The organism is Streptomyces musisoli, from assembly GCF_016741855.1.
Taxonomy (GTDB): domain Bacteria; phylum Actinomycetota; class Actinomycetes; order Streptomycetales; family Streptomycetaceae; genus Streptomyces; species Streptomyces musisoli.
In genome coordinates, this window is record NZ_JAERRH010000009.1 from 131,547 (window position 1) to 148,815 (window position 17,269).

The window sequence follows — 17,269 nt, forward strand, 5'->3', positions numbered from 1 at the left end:
CGAAGTGACCCACGGCGCACCCGCGCCCCGGACGGGCGGGCCCTCCGGGACCCGGTTCACAGCGTGTCCACGGCACGGGCCGCGCTCACGGCCGCCCGCTCCAGGTCCTCGGCCGCCCTGCTGATGCGCCGCGCCGAGTCCGCGACCTGCTGCCCGAGGCGCCGTGCCTCCAGGAACACCCGGACGGCGAGCACCCCCAGGACGGCGAGACCCAGGAAACCCACGGCTACCGCGAACATCGGCCAGAACATGACGTCGAGAGTAGTGCGTCCGACGGCGCGCCCCGCAGCCGGCCGCACCGTAGCGGCAACCGGCCGGACCACGGCGGGCCACCGGTGGAACTCTCGCCGCCCTGTGCCGGGCGACCGACCTGCCCCAGCCCTGTGCCGGGCGATCCCGCGGCCTCGTCGCGGGCGACCGGCGGGACCGTGGCCGGGCAGCCGGCCATACCGTGGTCAGCGGCCGCGGCCGCTGCACCGTGGCAGGCACCCTCTGCACCGTGGCTGGCACCCCCTGCACCGTGGCGCCGCCACATCCTGTCGAGCAGCCGCTACACCGTGGAGTGCAGCCGCAGGGTCCTGACCCCGCCACCGGTGAGCAACTCCACGATCCGCTCGCCGGCCGGCTTGCGCACCGCGGTGCCGCAGTCGGGGCAGGTGAAGGAGTAGAACGTCGTCCGGCTGGTGGCGCCGATGGCGAGGCGCAGCGCGCTCGCGGCGAGTTCGAAGCGGCCCCGGCAGTCCGGGCAGCCGGCCCGGAACACCACCGGGACCACTCTCCTCATCCCGGCGAAGGCGGTCGCCACCGTCATCTCACCCGCACCGCACTCCGGAGACTCGCTCACAGCCTCGCTCCTCTTCGTCGGCTCGCCTCGGTCGTCCGCCGTCGTGGCACCACGGCCTCGGCTCACACAGACTTCTCGTCCCGGACGCCGGCGGCGCCGGACACCGCGCCCGGACCGTCGTACGCCGCCAGGGCCTCGCGGGCCGCCCGCCGGGCGCTCTCGGCCAGCTCCGGCGGCGAGACGATCCGTCCGTCGCGGCCCAGCCGCAGCGCCAGCCGGCGCAGGGAAGCCGGATCGGGGGTGCGCAGAGAGATACGCAGCCCGCCGTCGGGAAGCTCATCGGCGCTGTCGTGCGGGTAGTACTCGGCGACCCAGCGACCGCCGGGGCCGACCTCGACCACGACCTCCGGGTCCTCGGCGGCCGGCTGCACCAGCCCCTCGGAGAGATCGCGCAGCTCCACCTCGGGCGGAGCCGACGGCGCGTCCAGGATCCGGATCTCGGCCACCCGGTCGAGCCGGAAGGTGCGCCGGGCCTCGGAGCGGCGGCACCAGGCCTCCACATAGGTGTGGCCGACACTGACCAGCCGGATCGGGTCGATCTCGCGCTCGGTGACCTCGTCACGGGCCGGGGAGTAGTAGCGGATCCACAGCCGGCGCCGCTCGGAGATCGCCCGGTCCACGTCGGCGAAGACCCCGCCCTCGGACTCGAACGTCACCGACAGCCGGGAACTCGCGCCGGCCGCCTCACCGGCCGCCGTCTCCACCTTGGCGGTGGCCCGCAGCAGAGCCTGCCGGTCCCCCTCCCGCAGGCCCGGCAGAGTGGCCACCGCACGGGCGGCCACCAGCAGAGCGGTGGCCTCGTCGGCGGCGAGCCGCAGCGGTTCGGCCGCCTCCTCACCGAGCGCCGCCGGGTTGTGCCACCAGATCCGCTCGCCGTCGGTGTCGATGTCCAGCAGATCCCCGCCGCGGAAGCTGGTACCGCACATGGGCAGCAGATCCAGGTCGGCGACCAGCTCGTCCTCGCTGATGCCGAAGGCACGCGCGACATCGGCGATCCGGGCGCCGGGACGCTCCCGCAGATACGTCACCAGGGAGAGCATCCGCCGGGTCTGGTCGATGGCGTTGACCGTCCTGGCCGGTTTGCCTGCCACAGTCCTGCTCCCCTTCAGCCCTTGGCCACGGCACGCAGCCGGTCCACCACGTCGGCCCGCAGCTCGGCCGGCTCCACGACCACCACGTCCGGCCCGAACTCCACCAGCCACGCGTCCAGACCGTGCCCGTACGGGATCTCCAACTCGTCCCAGCCGTCACCGAGTTCCCGGACCCCGGTGGCTTTCGCCCGAAGGGGGTAACCGGCGCCCGAACGCAGCCGGATCAGCGCCGAACGGTCGGCGATCTCACCGGCCCAGCTCGCGACGGTCTCCCGCACGGTCACCACGTCCGGCACGGGCACGCTGAAGCCCGTGCCGCGCGACCTGACCCTGCCCGTGATCCGGGAGAGCCGGAAGACACGCTCGGCGCCCCGGTCACGGTCGAAACCGGCCAGGTACCAGTGGCCACGCCAGCACTCCAGCGCCCACGGCTCGACATGCCGCGGCTCCGGATGGACGGCGGACGCCTTGCGGTACTCGAAGACCACCGGGCGACGGTCACGGCAGGCCAGCATCAGCGGTTCGAAGGCGGCCTCGTGCACCGGGATGCGCGGCTCCAGCGCCCCGTGCGCCTCGTACGGGTCGACGTCCTCGGGCAGCCCGGCCGCGCGCAGCTTCTGCAACGCGCCGCTGGCCGCCCCCGCCAGCCGCGCCTGCTGCCAGACCTTGGCGGCGAGGCCCAGCGCGGCGGCCTCCTCGGCGTCCAGCGTGATGGGAGGCAGGCGGTTGCTGTCACGGCGGGCGAGGTAACCGACCTCGCCCTCGATGTTCTCCACGGTCTCGATGACCAGGCCCAGCTCGCGCAGGTCGTCCTTGTCCCGCTCGAACATCCGGTTGAAGGAGTCGTCGGAACCCGCCGCACCGCTCTCCGGCCTGGCGGCCTCGACGTATGCCTCAATGGAATCGCGCAGCTCGCGCTTGCTGAGCGGCCGGCGAGTGCCGAGCAGACACAGCGCGAGGTTCATCAGCCGCTCGGCCTTGGCAATGGCCATCGACGCCCTTCGCCTTCCCTATGGTGCTTACGATCGACGACCGTACCGCTCCGGCACGCGGTGGCAAAAGCCGAGGGCCCACGCCCGAGCAGGCATGGGCCCCAGCTGATCGGATCCGGTCGGACCGGATCACGGATCAGACGGCGAGAAGGTCCACCACGAAGATGAGGGTCTCGCCGGCCTTGATCGCCGGGGTCGGGCTCTGGTTCCCGTAGGCGAGGTGGGCGGGGATCGTCAGCTGACGGCGGCCACCGACCTTCATGCCCTGCACACCCCGGTCCCAGCCCGCGATGACCCGGCCGCCACCCAGCGGGAAGCGGAACGGAGTGCCACGGTTCCAGCTGGCGTCGAACTCCTCACCGGTGCTGAAAGCGACGCCCACGTAGTGCACGGTGACCGTCTGGCCCGCCTCGGCGACCGGCCCGTCACCCTCCCAGATGTCCTTGATCTCAAGGTCCGCCGGGGGGTTGCCCTCCGGGAAGTCGATCTCGGGCTTCTCGATGCTCACGTCAAAAGCTCCTGCATGTGTACGAGACGAAACGCGAACAGTCTTTCATCTCCACGACCCTCCCGCCCGACACGGGCGCACCTGGTCACATCGCGGCGAGGATGTCCACCGTGAACACGAGCGTGGAACCCTTCTCGACGGCCCCGCCGCTCGGCGGATTGTCCCCGTAACCCAGCTCCGGCGGGATCACGATCAGAACCCTGCTGCCCACCTTCTTGCCGGTCAGCCCCTGGGCGAGCCCCTTCACCGCCTCCTGCATCTGCTCCAGCGAGAACTGGCTGAGCCGGCCCGAACCGTACGTCCGCTGAAACGTCTTGCCACCGTCCCAGACCAGACCCTGGAACTGGCACAGAACCGTCTGGTCGGCCTTCAGCTCCGGACCGTCACCCTCCAGGACGTACGCCGACACCAGCTTCTTCGGCGGGTCCGTCCGCGGAATCGTCACCTTGGGCACCTGCCCGTCGGTGTTCGTCCCCACCTTCGGCAGCGCGGCATCGGTCTGCGGCACCGGCGTGCCCTTGGCGGAACTCTTGGAGTTGAACGACTCGATCAGATCGATGACGAACACCAGCGTGTCGGTGCCCTTGATCCCCGCCTGCGCATTGCCCCCCTTGCCGTACCCCAGGTCCGGCGGCACGGCGATCTCGATCCGGCTGCCCGTCTTCTTGCCCTGAAGGGCATACCGCCAGCCGTCGATGATGCTGCCCTGGGCGAGCTGCATGACCAGCGGGCGCTTGCGGTCGAAGGAGTTGTCGAAGACCTTGCCCGTGTCCCAGATCTGGCCGAGATAGTCGGCCCGGATGAAGTCGTTCTCCGCGACCGTCCGGCCACTGCCCGCGATCACCGTCCGCACGGCCAGATTCTTCGACGGCTCACCCGACCCCTTGGCGACGGTCGGCTTCTCACCGAACTTCGTACCCGCCGTGATCGCCGGCAACGGCCCGTCCACGATCTTGGGCGGCGGCGCCGAGGACACCGACGGCGACGGCGAGCCGGTCTTGCCGGATTCGGACTTGCCGTCACCGCAACCGGCGAGCGTGACCAGTCCTGCGGGAACGGCGGCGAGGAGAAGTGAGCGTCGGCGCACGGAAGAGCCTCGTAATCGGTCGATCTTGCGGATGGCGTGCGCAACTCTACGACCTGACACGGGCGCCGTACGGGAAACGTACGGCGCCCGTGTGGCGCTCCGGCATTTCAACGCCCAAACGCTTGACTCGCCCGCATTTCGCTACATTCCGGCGATCAGCTTCTCCACCCGGTCGTCCACCGAACGGAACGGATCCTTGCACAGCACGGTGCGCTGCGCCTGGTCGTTGAGCTTGAGATGCACCCAGTCGACCGTGAAGTCCCTGCGCTGCTCCTGCGCCCGCCGGATGAAGTCCCCGCGCAGCCGCGCCCGAGTGGTCTGCGGAGGCACCGACTTACCCTCGAAGATCTTCAAGTCGTTGCAGACCCGGGCCGCTTGACCCTTCTTCTCCAGCAGGTAGTACAGGCCACGACGACGATGGATGTCGTGGTACGCGAGGTCTATCTGAGCGACCCGCGGATGCGACATCGTCATGTTGTGCTTGGCCCGGTACCGCTCGATGAGCTTGTACTTCATGACCCAGTCGATCTCGGTCTCGATGCGGTCCAGTTCCTCGTTCTCGATCGCCTCGAGCGTGCGGCCCCACAGCTCCAGCACCTGCGCGACCGTCCCCGTACGGATGCCCCGCCGGTCACAGAAGTCCAGCGCCTTGTCGAAGTACTCGCGCTGCACCTCCAGCGCGGACGCCTCCCGCCCGCTGGCCAGACGCACCTTGCGCCGGCCGGTGATGTCGTGGCTGACCTCCCGGATCGCCCGGATCGGGTTCTCCAGCGTGAGGTCACGCATCACCGTGCCCGCCTCGATCATCCGCAGCACCAGATCGGTGGCACCGACCTTCAGCAGCATCGTCGTCTCGGACATGTTCGAGTCACCGACGATGACATGCAGCCGACGGTAACGCTCGGCATCCGCGTGCGGCTCGTCGCGGGTGTTGATGATGGGCCTCGACCGGGTCGTCGCCGAGGAGACGCCCTCCCAGATGTGCTCGGCCCGCTGACTCACGCAGTACACCGCACCACGCGGCGTCTGCAGCACCTTCCCGGCACCGCACAACAGCTGCCGGGTCACCAGGAACGGGATGAGGATGTCCGCAAGCCGGGAGAACTCCCCGTGCCGCGCCACCAGGTAGTTCTCGTGGCACCCGTAGGAGTTGCCCGCCGAGTCGGTGTTGTTCTTGAAGAGGTAGACGTCGCCTGCGATTCCCTCCTCGTGCAGGCGTCGTTCCGCGTCCACCAGGAGTCCCTCGAGAATGCGCTCGCCGGCCTTGTCGTGGGTGACCAGTTCGATCACGTTGTCACATTCGGGTGTCGCGTATTCCGGATGTGAGCCCACGTCGAGATACAGCCGGGCGCCGTTTCGCAGAAAGACATTGCTGCTGCGGCCCCATGACACGACACGGCGGAAGAGGTACCGCGCCACCTCGTCAGGAGACAGGCGCCGCTGTCCCCTGAACGTGCACGTGACGCCGTACTCGTTCTCCAGCCCGAAAATGCGGCGGTCCATGAGGGAACATTACGCCCGATCCCCCGAGCTGAAACGGGGTTCGGCGCCACGATTTGGATCATTTTCCGATGAAGCCGCAACAACCCCTCCCCGCGCGGGAGCTGCGAGGACCCCTCCGGTGGCGACCAGGACCAGCAACGACACCACCCCCGCCACACTCGGCAGCGCGAAACCCCACACCGTGCCACCGGCCTGGACCACCGGCCCCGCCAGGCCCGTTCCCACCGACGCACCCACGGTGAACGTCGTCACAAGCCAGGAGAACGCCTCGGTGACGGTGCCGCTCGGCGCGTGCCGGTCGACGATGATGAACGCACAGGCGATACAGGGCGCCAGGAACACCCCCGAGACCACACTGAGCAGCACCATCGCCACCACACCCGGCGTCAGCACCAGCGGCAGGTAACACACCGCCAGAAGCGCCACCAGCACCCGCAGTCGCCCCTCCGGCGCACCCGCCCACCGACGGGCCCCGTACACGGTGCCGCCCGCCAGCGCCCCCAGCCCCAGCCCCGCCATCAGCCAGCCGTACACCGCGTCACCACCGTGACCGTCGGCGTACGACACCGCCGCCACCGTGATGGACCCCAGCGCGATACCGATGAACAGGAACGCGGCGAGCAGCGCGAGCAGACCGGGCGAGCGCAGCGCACCCAGCCAGTGCGCCTCACGCGGCGCCGAGCGCCACGCCCGCGACGGCGGCGAGACGACCACCGAGAGCGCACCGAGCACCCCCAGGAGGCTCAGCACCAGCAGCGCGGCCCGCTCGTCCCACAGGGACACGCACAGGGTCACCAGCAGCGGCCCGACGGTGAACATGATCTCCTGGGCGATCGCGTCCATGGCGTACGCGGTGTGCACCTGCTCCTCACGGCTCAGCACGGACGGCCACAGGGCCCGCAGACCGCCCTCCAGGGGCGGCGCGAACAGGCCGGCCGCCGCGACCGCCGCGTAAGCCAGCGGCAGCGGATCCGTCCCGCAGAACGCGAACACCGACATGGCGAGGGCCGCGAGGACGGCCGCCGGCAGCTGGACGCGCGGCTGCCCGTACAGGTCCACGAGCCGGCCCAGCACCGGCTGGCCGACCGCGTTGGCGACGCCGTACACCGCCGCGAGCGCGCCGGCGAGACTGTAGGTGCCGCCCCCGGCGCGCACGAACAGCACCAGGGCGATGGCCGCGGTCGCGTTGGGCAGCCGCCCCACCAGGGTGCCGGTGAGCAGCCGGAGCGCGTGCCTCGCCTTCAGGATCTCCAGGTATCCCGTGGCCATGCCCGCCTCCAAGTGTTACGTATAACGTCGCTTCTCATACGTACCATGTCCGCTGTTCACACGTCCAGACGACCCACACCGGCCGAAGCACCCCCACACCCACCGGCCGACCACCAGACGAACAGGAGCAGCCCCACGGTGGCACGCAGCAGCACGCGCCCGACCAGCCGGGACGTCGCCCAGGCGGCCGGGGTCTCCCAGGCAGCCGTCTCCCTCGTCCTCGGCGACAAATGGCGCGGCCGAGTGTCGGAGACCACCGCCCAACGCGTCCGCGAAGCCGCCCGCGACCTCGGCTACCGCCCCAACCTCGCCGCCCGCAACCTCCGCCTCGGCCACACCCGCACCGTCCTGCTCGTCGTCCCCGCCCTCACCACCGAATTCTTCGCCGGCGTCTACACCGGCGCGGCCCGCGTCGCCGCCGAACACGGCTTCGGCGTCGTCCTCTACCCCTCCCCCGAAGGCATCGGCCCCGCCCGCGACCCCTTCGCCTCCGCCCAGGCCGCCCTCGACGGCGTCATCGCCTCCTCCATGGCCGCCGACGCCCTCACCGCCATCCGCGGCGACCAACTACCCCTCGTCATGCTCGACAGCGACCCCGCCGGCAGCCTCGGCGCCGCAACCGTCAACCTCGACATCGCCGACGGCGTCCGCCAGGTCACCACCCACCTGCTCGACCTCGGCCACCGCCGCATCCTGCACCTCGCCGCCGACGTACCCTCCTGGACCTTCGAAGTCCGCGCCAAAGAACTCGCCGCCCGCATGGCCACCACCCCCGGCACCGACATCCGCACCGCCCGCGCCCCCATCTCCATCGACGGAGCACAGGCCGCCACCGAAGCCGCACTCACCACCCCCGGCCCCCGCCCCACAGCCGTCGTCTGCGACGACGACAAACTCGCCGCGGGCGCCTACAAAGCACTACGCCGCCTCGGCCTGCGCATCCCCGACGACATCTCCGTCACCGGCCTCGACGACCTCGCCCTGGCCACCGCCATCGACCCCGAACTGACCACCGTACGACTGGACGCCGAACTCTTCGGAGAACACGGCATGCGCGCCCTGCTGGCCGTCCTGGAAGGCCGCGAACCCGACAGCGGAGACATCCCCGTCGAACTCGTCGTCCGCGGCTCCACAGCCCCGCCACCCACCCCCGCATAAGCCAGGTGCCCCGGCCGGAAACCCGGCCGGGGCACCACAGCACAACGACGGATCACTCGTCCTCGGAAGTCTCCGCTTCCGTACCCGCACCGTCCGCCTCCAGCAGACGCCCCAGCTGACGACCGACGATCCGCTTGAACTTACGCTTCTGCGGACGCGTACGGTCCAGCACGGCCACCTCCAGACGCTCCGCGGGAATCTCCCGCTCACTGCCGTTGGTGTCCCGCGACAGAGCCTGCACCGCCAGCTTCAACGCCTCCGCCAACGACATACCGTCACGATGCCGCTGATCAAGGAAACCGCTGATCTGCTCCGCGTTACCACCCACCGCGACCGAACCGTGCTCATCCACGATCGAACCGTCATGCGGCAGCCGGTAGATCTGGTCACCATCAGGGGTCTCCCCCACCTCGGCCACCACCAGCTCCACCTCGTACGGCTTCTCCGCCGCCGAAGAGAAGATCGTGCCCAGCGTCTGCGCATACACGTTCGCCAGACCGCGCGCCGTCACATCGTCACGGTCGTACGTGTAACCCCGCAGATCCGCGTAGCGCACACCACCGATCCGCAGATTCTCGTACTCGTTGTACTTGCCGGCGGCCGCGAAGCCGATCCGGTCGTAGATCTCGCTGAACTTGTGCAGCGCACGGGACGGGTTCTCACCGACGAACACGATGCCGTCGGCATACTGCAGCACGACCAGGCTGCGACCGCGGGCGATGCCCTTGCGGGCGTACTCCGCCCGGTCGGCCATCGCCTGCTGGGGTGAGACATAGAACGGCGTCGACACCGGTTATCCGTCCCTTTCTGTCATGGTCACTGGATCACCTAGATAAGAACCGGGCCCACGCTCAGAGCAGGGCGGCCTTGGGGCCGTCCGGCTCCTCCAGGCGCTTCTGGAGCACCGCGCGAGCCAACTGCGACGACTCCTCCTCGGTGAGCCTGCGGAAGCCGTCCTCGGTGATCACGGTGATGATCGGGTAGATCCGGCGGGCGACATCGGGACCACCGGTCGCCGAGTCGTCGTCAGCCGCGTCATAGAGAGCCTGCACCACCAGTGTGGTCGCCTGCTCCTCGGTCAGGTCGTCACGGAACAGCTTCTTCATCGCACCCCGGGCGAAGATCGAGCCCGATCCCGTCGCCGCGAAGTTGTGCTCCTCCGAACGGCCACCCGTGACGTCGTACGAGAAGATGCGCCCCCGCTCCCGGTCCACGTCGTACCCCGCGAACAGCGGCACCACCGCCAGACCCTGCATGGCCATGCCCAGATTGGACCGGATCATGGTCGACAGCCGGTTCGCCTTGCCCTCCAGCGACAGCTGAGCGCCCTCGACCTTCTCGAAGTGCTCCAGCTCCAGCTGGAAGAGCTTCACCATCTCCACGGCCAGACCGGCGGTGCCGGCGATACCCACCGCCGAGTACTCGTCGGCCGGGAAGACCTTCTCGATGTCCCGCTGGGCGATCACATTGCCCATCGTGGCCCGGCGGTCACCGGCCAGCACGACACCACCCGGGAACGTCACGGCCACGATGGTCGTCCCGTGCGGCGCCTCGAGCACACCCTGCGCGGGCGGCAGCTGCCGCTTGCCCGGCAGCAGCTCCGGCTGGTGCTCGGACAGGAAGTCCATGAAGGAGGAGGACCCCGGCGTCAGGAAGGCAGCTGGTAGACGCCCGGTGCCACGAGTGTTGGCTTCCACAGGTTTCCTTCCAGATAGGCAACAGCTAGGCAACAGCACGACGGCCAACGTCGGGATCGTCCCTCAATTTGCCGATGGCCGAATTGCAGTTGAAGCACAGTACGCCACGGACCCTACCCGTCTTGTGGCAGTGATCCACATGCTCGGGCGGGGCGTCCAGACAGATGGCACAGAGCCCGCGCTGAGAGACGACCATCGCATCTCGCTCGGCTTCGGTGAGGCCGTAGCTGCGCTTCAGGTGACGGGCTCGCCCATCGGCCGCGCGGCACGCCTTGCAGCGCGTGGACAAGCCGTCCGATGCGGTCGCGTTTCGATGCCACTCGCTCCACGGCTTGATCTCACCGCACTTCAGGCAGAACTTGGAGCCCTCAGGCACCTCGACCTTCGGCCTGGCCTTCTTGCCGAGGCTTTCCTGGCGCGCCCGGTGATAGTCCGATGCGCACTCCCGGCAATGTCGCTGCAGACCGTCAAGATTCGATCGACGCTTGGCGAAGGCTGCGTGCGGCTTCGATTCGCCGCACCGCACGCAGCACTTCATGCCCTCTTCGCTTGCCATGCCCCCCGCCCTCATAGCCTTCGATTCGAAGGCTACTGGCCGCCTTTCTGAACGAATGAGCGCACGAAGTCCTCGGCATTCTCCTCGAGGACATCGTCAATTTCGTCCAGCACCGAGTCCACGTCGTCCGACAGCTTCTCGTGCCGTTCCTTCAGGTCCTCGGAGGCCTGTGCGTCCTGGGTCTGCTCCTCGACCTCTTCCGTCGAGTGCGTCGCCTTCTGCTGGCCGCCGCCGGTGTCCTTGGTTGCCATGTCCCTCACCCCGCTCAGTTCGCTGCCGATCGGTGATGATCAGACCCTATAGTCCGGGTCCGACATCGGCCCCGCAGTTTCCACAACGTGCGGGGGCCATCTCGATGATTCCCGGACGGGGGGATTTCCACCCGCCGTCCGGGACGGTACGAGTACCCGCTGATCCAGCCGTCGCTCGCGCTCAGCCGCCTGACAGGACCCTGACCAGGTCTTCCGCGGTGCGGCAGCGGTCGAGCAGTTCCTTGACGTGATTTCGCGTTCCGCGTAGGGGTTCCAGGGTTGGAACGCGCTGGAGGCTGTCCCGGCCGGGGAGGTCGAAGATGACCGAGTCCCAGCTGGCCGCGGCGACGTCGTCGGCGTACTGCTCCAGGCAGCGGCCGCGGAAGTAGGCCCGGGTGTCCTCCGGGGGCTTGGTGCGGGCCGTGTCGACCTCGGACTCGTCCAGGAGGCGTTTGATGCGTCCGCGGGCCACGAGGCGGTTGTAGAGGCCCTTCTCGGCGCGTACGTCGGCGTACTGGAGGTCCAGGAGGTGGAGCTTGGCGGCGTCCCAGTCGAGGCTGTCGCGGCGGCGGTAGCCCTCCATGAGTTCTCGTTTGGCGACCCAGTCGAGTTCGCCGGCCAGGCTCATGGGGTCGTTCTCGAGCCGGGTGAGGGTGTCCTCCCAGCGGCTGAGGACGTCCTTGGTCTGGTCGTCGGCGTCGGCGCCGTGGCGTTCCTCGACGTACTTGCGGGCCAGTTCGAAGTACTCCATCTGGAGCTGGACCGCGGTGAGTGTGCGTCCGCTGCGCAGGGTGATGAGGCGCTGGAGGGAGGGGTCGTGGGAGACCTGGTGGAGGGTGCGGACGGGCTGGTCGACGGCCAGGTCGACGGCGATGAAGCCGTCTTCGATCATGGAGAGCACCAGGGCGGTGGTGCCGAGTTTGAGGTAGGTGGAGATCTCGGAGAGGTTGGCGTCGCCGATGATCACGTGGAGGCGGCGGTACTTCTCGGCGTCGGCGTGCGGCTCGTCGCGGGTGTTGATGATGGGGCGTTTGAGGGTGGTTTCGAGGCCGACCTCGACTTCGAAGTAGTCGGCGCGCTGGCTGAGCTGGAAGCCGTGTTCGTGGCCGTCCTGGCCGATGCCGACGCGGCCGGCTCCGGCGAAGACCTGGCGGGAGACGAAGAAGGGCGTGAGGTGGCGGACGATGTCCGAGAAGGGGGTCTCCCGCTTCATCAGGTAGTTCTCGTGCGTGCCGTAGCTGGCGCCCTTGTTGTCGGTGTTGTTCTTGTAGAGGTGGATGGGCTGGGCGCCGGGGAGCTGGGCGGCCCGTTCGGCGGCCTCGGCCATGATGCGTTCGCCGGCCTTGTCCCAGAGGACGGCGTCGCGGGGGTTGGTGACCTCGGGGGCGCTGTATTCGGGGTGGGCATGGTCGACGTAGAGGCGGGCGCCGTTGGTCAGGATCACGTTGGCGAGGCCGATGTCCTCGTCGGTGAGCTGGCTGGCGTCGGCGGCTTCCCGGGCGAGGTCGAAGCCTCGCGCGTCCCGGAGCGGGTTCTCCTCCTCGAAGTCCCAGCGGGCCCGGCGGGCCCGGTGCATCGCCGCTGCGTAGGCGTTGACGATCTGGGATGAGGTGAGCATGGCATTGGCGTTGGGGTGGCCGGGGACGGAGATCCCGTACTCCGTCTCGATGCCCATTACTCGCCGTACGGTCATGCGGCCCTCCTTGCCCGGCGGCGCCCTCGGTCGTGGGTGCCGCTCAAGTACCGCTGGCGCTCCGGTGCGTGTGCGGTGCCCGTCCCCACACTGCGCGACTCGGCGGTAGGAACGAGCCTAGAACGGCTTTGCGCTGGTGGGGAGATCATTTGCGTCATTGGCTGCTCCGGTCGTGGCCGGAAAAACAGTCGGCTGCGGGTACCCGGTGAGGGCACCCGCAGCCGCCCTGCTTTTACAGGTATTGACCGGTGTTCGCCACCGTGTCGATGGAGCGTCCGGTGTCCGCGCCCTGCTTTCCGGTGATGAGGGTGCGGATGTAGACGATCCGCTCGCCCTTCTTTCCGGAGATGCGGGCCCAGTCGTCCGGGTTGGTGGTGTTGGGCAGGTCCTCGTTCTCCTTGAACTCGTCCACGCAGGCTTGGAGCAGGTGGGAGACGCGGAGGCCCTTCTGGGTCTTTTCGAGGAAGTCCTTGATCGCCATTTTCTTGGCGCGTCCGACGATGTTTTCGATCATGGCGCCGGAGTTGAAGTCCTTGAAGTAGAGGACTTCCTTGTCGCCGTTGGCGTAGGTGACTTCCAGGAAGCGGTTTTCCTCGGATTCGGCGTACATCTGCTCGACCGCCGTCTGGATCATGCTCTGGACGGTGGTGGCCTTGTCTCCGCCGTGTTCGCCGAGGTCGTCGGCGTGCAGGGGGAGGCGTTCGGTGAGGTACTTGCCGAAGATGTCCTTGGCGGCTTCGGCGTCCGGGCGCTCGATCTTGATCTTCACGTCGAGTCGGCCGGGGCGCAGGATGGCGGGGTCGATCATGTCTTCGCGGTTGGAGGCGCCGATGACGACCACGTTCTGGAGGCCTTCGACGCCGTCGATCTCGGCGAGCAACTGGGGGACGATGGTGTTCTCCACGTCCGAGCTGACGCCGGAGCCGCGGGTGCGGAAGAGGGATTCCATCTCGTCGAAGAAGACGATGACGGGGGTGCCCTCGCTGGCTTTCTCGCGGGCTCGCTGGAAGACGAGGCGGATCTGTCGCTCGGTTTCGCCGACGTACTTGTTGAGGAGCTCGGGTCCCTTGATGTTGAGGAAGAAGCTCTTGCCGGCGGCTTGGCCGGTGACCTCGGCGACCTTTTTGGCGAGTGAGTTCGCGACGGCCTTGGCGATGAGTGTCTTGCCGCAGCCGGGGGGGCCGTAGAGCAGGACGCCCTTGGGCGGGCGGAGCTCGTGCTCGCGGAACAGGTCGGGGTAGAGGTACGGCAGCTCGACGGCGTCGCGGATGGCCTCGATCTGGTTGCCGAGGCCTCCGATCTGCTCGTAGCCGATGTCGGGTACCTCTTCGAGGACGAGTTCCTCGACCTCGCTCTTGGGTACGACTTCGTAGACGTAGCCGGAGCGGGGTTCGAGGAGGAGGGCGTCGCCGGGGCGGATGGTGACGTCCAGCAGCGGCTCGGCGAGCCGTACCACCCGTTCCTCGTCGGTGTGCCCCAGTACGAGGGCGCGCTCGCCGTCCTCGAGGATTTCCTTGAGGGTGACGATGTCGCCGACGCGCTCGTATTCCATGGCCTCGACCACGTTGAGCGCTTCGTTGAGCATGACTTCCTGGCCGCGCCGCAGGTCGTCGAGTTCGACGCTGGGGCTGACGTTCACCCGCAGTTTGCGGCCGCCGGTGAAGATGTCGGCGGTGCCGTCCTCGTTGGCTTGCAGGAAGACACCGAAGCCGGCCGGTGGCTGGGCGAGCCGGTCGACTTCCTCTTTGAGGGCCACGATCTGGTCGCGGGCCTCGCGGAGGGTGTTGGCCAGTCGCTCGTTCTGGGCGGAGACGCCGGCCAGATTGGTCTGCAGCTCGACGATCCGCTCTTCGAGAATCCTCGTGTGGCGCGGAGAGTCGGCGAGCTTGCGGCGCAGGACGGCGATCTCCTGCTCAAGGTAGGCGATCTGCCCGGCCGGGTCGTCGGACCCGCGTCCCGGGCGGATGCCGCGGTTCATGTCGTCGTCGTGGGCTGCCACGGTCCTCACCTCCTCCAAGGGGAGCTGGACGCTTCCAGACCCTACCTGGGTGGGTGTCGATTGAAACCCCTAGATCACAAAGACTGTCAAGGTGTGTCGTCGGTCACCCGGTGCACACTCCCTCGCACGGAGGGGATACCCACTGAACGTGAGGGGAAAGCAGCTTGTTCCATGCATGGCGTGGTCAAAACCCTTCGTGACTGGCCGGAGTTGTCCGCTGCGGGTTGTGCCGTGGGGTGTGCGGGCAGCACGGAGGGCGCTCGGGCGTTCATCACGCAGAGCGACGGTTCAGTCGGGTGGTGTGACTGCTGTGGCGGCCTGGGGTGTGCGATCCGGCCGCGGTGGCAGCTGTGTCCCGGTCCGGCGCTGGTACCCGAGGGGGTGGGGTGGGAAACCCGGGGCCGGTCCCGGTCGGTGGTGTTGGGGGCGGAGGTAGGGTCGGGGGTGTTCAACAGCCGCTGGAGCGGACCGGGCTGGCCGTCTCGGCGTCCGGTCGGTTCCGGCGAACCGACGGCAGGAGAGATGACCGTGCAGCAGGAGGCCCCGGGCGGCGAGGCGCTGGAGGTCTGGATCGACCAGGATCTGTGTACCGGCGACGGGATCTGTGCTCAGTACGCTCCGGAGGTGTTCGAGCTGGACATCGACGGGCTGGCGTATGTGAAGGGCGGGGACGAGGAGCTGCTCCAGGCTCCTGGGGCGACCGTGCCGGTGCCGTTGCCGTTGCTGACGGATGTGGTGGACTCGGCGAGGGAGTGTCCGGGCGAGTGCATCCACGTGCGCCGGGTTGTGGATCAGGTGGAGGTGTACGGGCCCGGGGCGGAGTGAGCCGGGTTCAGACGCTGTGGGCCCCGGCCGGGGTGGAGCGGAGGAAGGCGTTGCCGTTCCACTGCCAGGTGGCCGGGGTCTTCGTGTCGGGGCAGCAACTGGGCACGGTGTCCGAGGAGTAGCCGAGGAGGGTGGCGGAGACGGCGCGCTCGTGTATGGCGAAGTCGGTGACGGTGAGCCGTTCCTTGGGTTGGACGAGGGTGGCGATCACGCGTGGCTTGTTGCTGTGGGTGGAGCGGGTGAGGACGTAGATCCCGTCGGGTGGGGTGCCCATGGGGGCGTCGCAGTGCACGACGGCGACTGTTTCCGGTTGGCCGTCGCCGTCGAGGTCTGCGGTGGCTTTCTTGGTGACGACCGCTTTGACGGGTCCGCATTGCAGGGGGAAGTCCACGCCGGTCGTGCTGGGGGGTGCGAGGGCGGCGGGGGCGGACCGGGTCCGGATGTCGGTGGTGGTCTGGGCGGCGGTGGCCGATCCGGGCTGGACGAGGGCGGAGAGGGCCACGACGCCGGCGACGGCTGTGGCGGTGGCGACCCAGTGGATGGGCCGGGTCTGGGTGTGGGCGAGCTCCGGAACGGCGGATTGCTGCACGAGGAGTGTCTCCTGTGAGGGCTGTGCCGGTGGGGTGGCCTGCATGGTGCCACACGTCACAGTCGGGGGGGAACGGCGGGGTCCGGGATTGCCGTGGGCGGTGTGGCTCGGCGTGTGGGGGTCCGGGGCTCGGGGGCGTGGGGGTGCTGGTGTCGTGTCAACGCGGGGGCGCCGTGGTCGAGTTCCCGTGGGTGGGGGGAACTCGACCACGGCGCCCTGGTGTTGTGCGCGTGTGCGGCGGGTCAGCGGCCGGCGCCGCCGTCGGCGTTGGGGCCGGCGTAGTCCTCGCCGTAGGCGCCCTTGGCGGGGCGGCGGCGGCGCATGGGGGGCTCGACGCCGTCGGCGAGGCGGCGGGCGGTGAGCAGGAAGCCGGTGTGGCCGATCATGCGGTGGTCGGGGCGGACGGCCAGGCCCTCGATGTGCCAGTTGCGGATCATGGTCTCCCAGGCGGTCGGCTCGTTGAAGCAGCCGATCTCGCGGATGGACTCGACGGTCCGGGCGAGCTGGGTGGTGGTGGCCACGTAGCAGCAGAGGATGCCGCCGGGGACGAGTGCCTTGGAGACGGCCTCGAGGCATTCCCAGGGGGCGAGCATGTCGAGGATGACGCGGTCGACGTCGGTGTCGGACAGGTTGTCCTGGAGGTCGCCGACGGTGAGCTGCCAGGCGGGGTGGGGGCCGCCGAAGTAGCGTTCCACGTTCTGCTTGGCGATCTCGGCGAAGTCCTCGCGGCGCTCGTAGGAGTGCAGCATGCCCTGGTCGCCGATGGCGCGCAGCAGGAAGCTGCTGAGCGATCCGGAGCCGACGCCGGCTTCGACGACGCGGGCGCCGGGGAAGATGTCGGCGAAGGCGAGGATCTGCCCCGCGTCCTTGGGGTAGACGACGGCTGCCCCGCGGGGCATGGACAGGACGTAGTCGGGGAGCAGGGGGCGCAGCGCGAGGTAGGCGACGTTGCCGGTGGTGCGGACAACGCTGCCCTCGGGAGCGCCGATCAGTTCGTCGTGCGGGAAGGAGCCCTTGTGGGTGTGGAAGTTCTTCCCGGCTTCGAGCGTGAACGTGTAGTGGCGGCCCTTGGGGTCGGTCAGCTGTACCTGGTCCCCGACCTTGAAGGGCCCGCGCCTGCGGGCGGCACCGGTCGGTTCGGACATGTGAACAGACTACCGGTTCCCCGGCGGGGGCTCGGCCATCCGTGGGGTGGGGGGGCAGCGGG

General features: G+C 69.0%; 17 protein-coding genes and 1 pseudogene. 2 read left to right on the forward strand and 16 right to left on the reverse strand.

Annotation, left to right across the window (positions count from 1 at the left end):
• Positions 1-56 precede the first annotated feature (56 nt).
• The 8 genes from JK361_RS23825 to JK361_RS23860 form a co-directional block, all read right to left on the reverse strand.
• Positions 57-251 (reverse strand): hypothetical protein, encoded by a 195-nt coding sequence (locus tag JK361_RS23825; RefSeq protein WP_201821551.1) that lies wholly within the window; start codon positions 249-251, stop codon positions 57-59.
• A 299-nt stretch (positions 252-550) separates the two neighbouring features.
• Complete coding sequence (locus JK361_RS23830) at positions 551-811, reverse strand: hypothetical protein (RefSeq protein WP_201821827.1); 261 nt, start codon at positions 809-811, stop codon at positions 551-553.
• A gap of 95 nt (positions 812-906) precedes the next feature.
• Entirely contained in the window at positions 907-1,935 is a 1,029-nt protein-coding gene (locus tag JK361_RS23835; protein WP_201821552.1) for a helix-turn-helix transcriptional regulator, read from the reverse strand.
• Positions 1,936-1,949: 14 nt separating this feature from the next.
• Positions 1,950-2,927 carry a helix-turn-helix transcriptional regulator gene (locus JK361_RS23840; protein WP_201821553.1) on the reverse strand — a complete coding sequence of 326 codons (978 nt, stop codon included), beginning with the start codon at positions 2,925-2,927 and terminating at the stop codon, positions 1,950-1,952.
• A 136-nt stretch (positions 2,928-3,063) separates the two neighbouring features.
• Positions 3,064-3,435, reverse strand: coding sequence for an FKBP-type peptidyl-prolyl cis-trans isomerase (locus tag JK361_RS23845; protein ID WP_201821554.1), 372 nt, complete (start codon positions 3,433-3,435; stop codon positions 3,064-3,066).
• A gap of 85 nt (positions 3,436-3,520) precedes the next feature.
• Positions 3,521-4,522, reverse strand: a complete 1,002-nt coding sequence (locus tag JK361_RS23850; RefSeq protein WP_201821555.1) for an FKBP-type peptidyl-prolyl cis-trans isomerase — start codon at positions 4,520-4,522, stop codon at positions 3,521-3,523.
• A gap of 141 nt (positions 4,523-4,663) precedes the next feature.
• Positions 4,664-6,025: a Pup--protein ligase gene (gene pafA, locus JK361_RS23855; RefSeq protein WP_201821556.1), complete on the reverse strand. Its 1,362-nt coding sequence runs from the start codon at positions 6,023-6,025 to the stop codon at positions 4,664-4,666.
• A gap of 9 nt (positions 6,026-6,034) precedes the next feature.
• Positions 6,035-7,294 (reverse strand): MFS transporter, encoded by a 1,260-nt coding sequence (locus JK361_RS23860; RefSeq protein WP_201821558.1) that lies wholly within the window; start codon positions 7,292-7,294, stop codon positions 6,035-6,037.
• 138 nt (positions 7,295-7,432) lie between these two features.
• On the opposite strand from JK361_RS23860, the gene JK361_RS23865 reads away from it, so the two are divergent.
• Positions 7,433-8,452 (forward strand): LacI family DNA-binding transcriptional regulator, encoded by a 1,020-nt coding sequence (locus JK361_RS23865; RefSeq protein ID WP_201821560.1) that lies wholly within the window; start codon positions 7,433-7,435, stop codon positions 8,450-8,452.
• Positions 8,453-8,504: 52 nt separating this feature from the next.
• Here JK361_RS23865 and prcA read toward each other — a convergent pair whose 3' ends face one another.
• From prcA to arc, 6 genes and pseudogenes are all read right to left on the reverse strand, one after another.
• Positions 8,505-9,242, reverse strand: coding sequence for a proteasome subunit alpha (prcA, locus tag JK361_RS23870; protein ID WP_201821562.1), 738 nt, complete (start codon positions 9,240-9,242; stop codon positions 8,505-8,507).
• Positions 9,243-9,303: 61 nt separating this feature from the next.
• Complete coding sequence (prcB, locus tag JK361_RS23875; RefSeq protein ID WP_201821564.1) at positions 9,304-10,149, reverse strand: proteasome subunit beta; 846 nt, start codon at positions 10,147-10,149, stop codon at positions 9,304-9,306.
• Positions 10,101-10,705 (reverse strand): annotated as a pseudogene (locus JK361_RS23880) (endonuclease VII domain-containing protein). Before JK361_RS23880 ends, prcB begins: the two are co-directional and overlap by 49 nt.
• 32 nt (positions 10,706-10,737) lie before the next feature.
• A complete protein-coding gene (locus JK361_RS23885) occupies positions 10,738-10,956 on the reverse strand; it encodes a ubiquitin-like protein Pup (RefSeq protein ID WP_201821565.1) in 219 nt (72 codons plus the stop codon).
• 181 nt (positions 10,957-11,137) lie between these two features.
• Positions 11,138-12,649: a depupylase/deamidase Dop gene (gene dop, locus JK361_RS23890; RefSeq protein ID WP_353051235.1), complete on the reverse strand. Its 1,512-nt coding sequence runs from the start codon at positions 12,647-12,649 to the stop codon at positions 11,138-11,140.
• Between the two features lie 232 nt (positions 12,650-12,881).
• Positions 12,882-14,648: a proteasome ATPase gene (gene arc, locus JK361_RS23895; RefSeq protein ID WP_201821567.1), complete on the reverse strand. Its 1,767-nt coding sequence runs from the start codon at positions 14,646-14,648 to the stop codon at positions 12,882-12,884.
• A 522-nt stretch (positions 14,649-15,170) separates the two neighbouring features.
• On the opposite strand from arc, the gene JK361_RS23900 reads away from it, so the two are divergent.
• Positions 15,171-15,473, forward strand: a complete 303-nt coding sequence (locus tag JK361_RS23900) for a ferredoxin (protein WP_201821576.1) — start codon at positions 15,171-15,173, stop codon at positions 15,471-15,473.
• 7 nt (positions 15,474-15,480) lie between these two features.
• On the opposite strand, the gene JK361_RS23905 is transcribed toward JK361_RS23900, so the two are convergent.
• Together JK361_RS23905 and JK361_RS23910 are read right to left on the reverse strand one after the other, a co-directional pair.
• Positions 15,481-16,062, reverse strand: coding sequence for a hypothetical protein (locus JK361_RS23905; RefSeq protein ID WP_201821578.1), 582 nt, complete (start codon positions 16,060-16,062; stop codon positions 15,481-15,483).
• 242 nt (positions 16,063-16,304) lie between these two features.
• Positions 16,305-17,207 (reverse strand): tRNA (adenine-N1)-methyltransferase, encoded by a 903-nt coding sequence (locus tag JK361_RS23910; RefSeq protein ID WP_030608343.1) that lies wholly within the window; start codon positions 17,205-17,207, stop codon positions 16,305-16,307.
• Between the last annotated feature and the right edge of the window lie 62 nt (positions 17,208-17,269).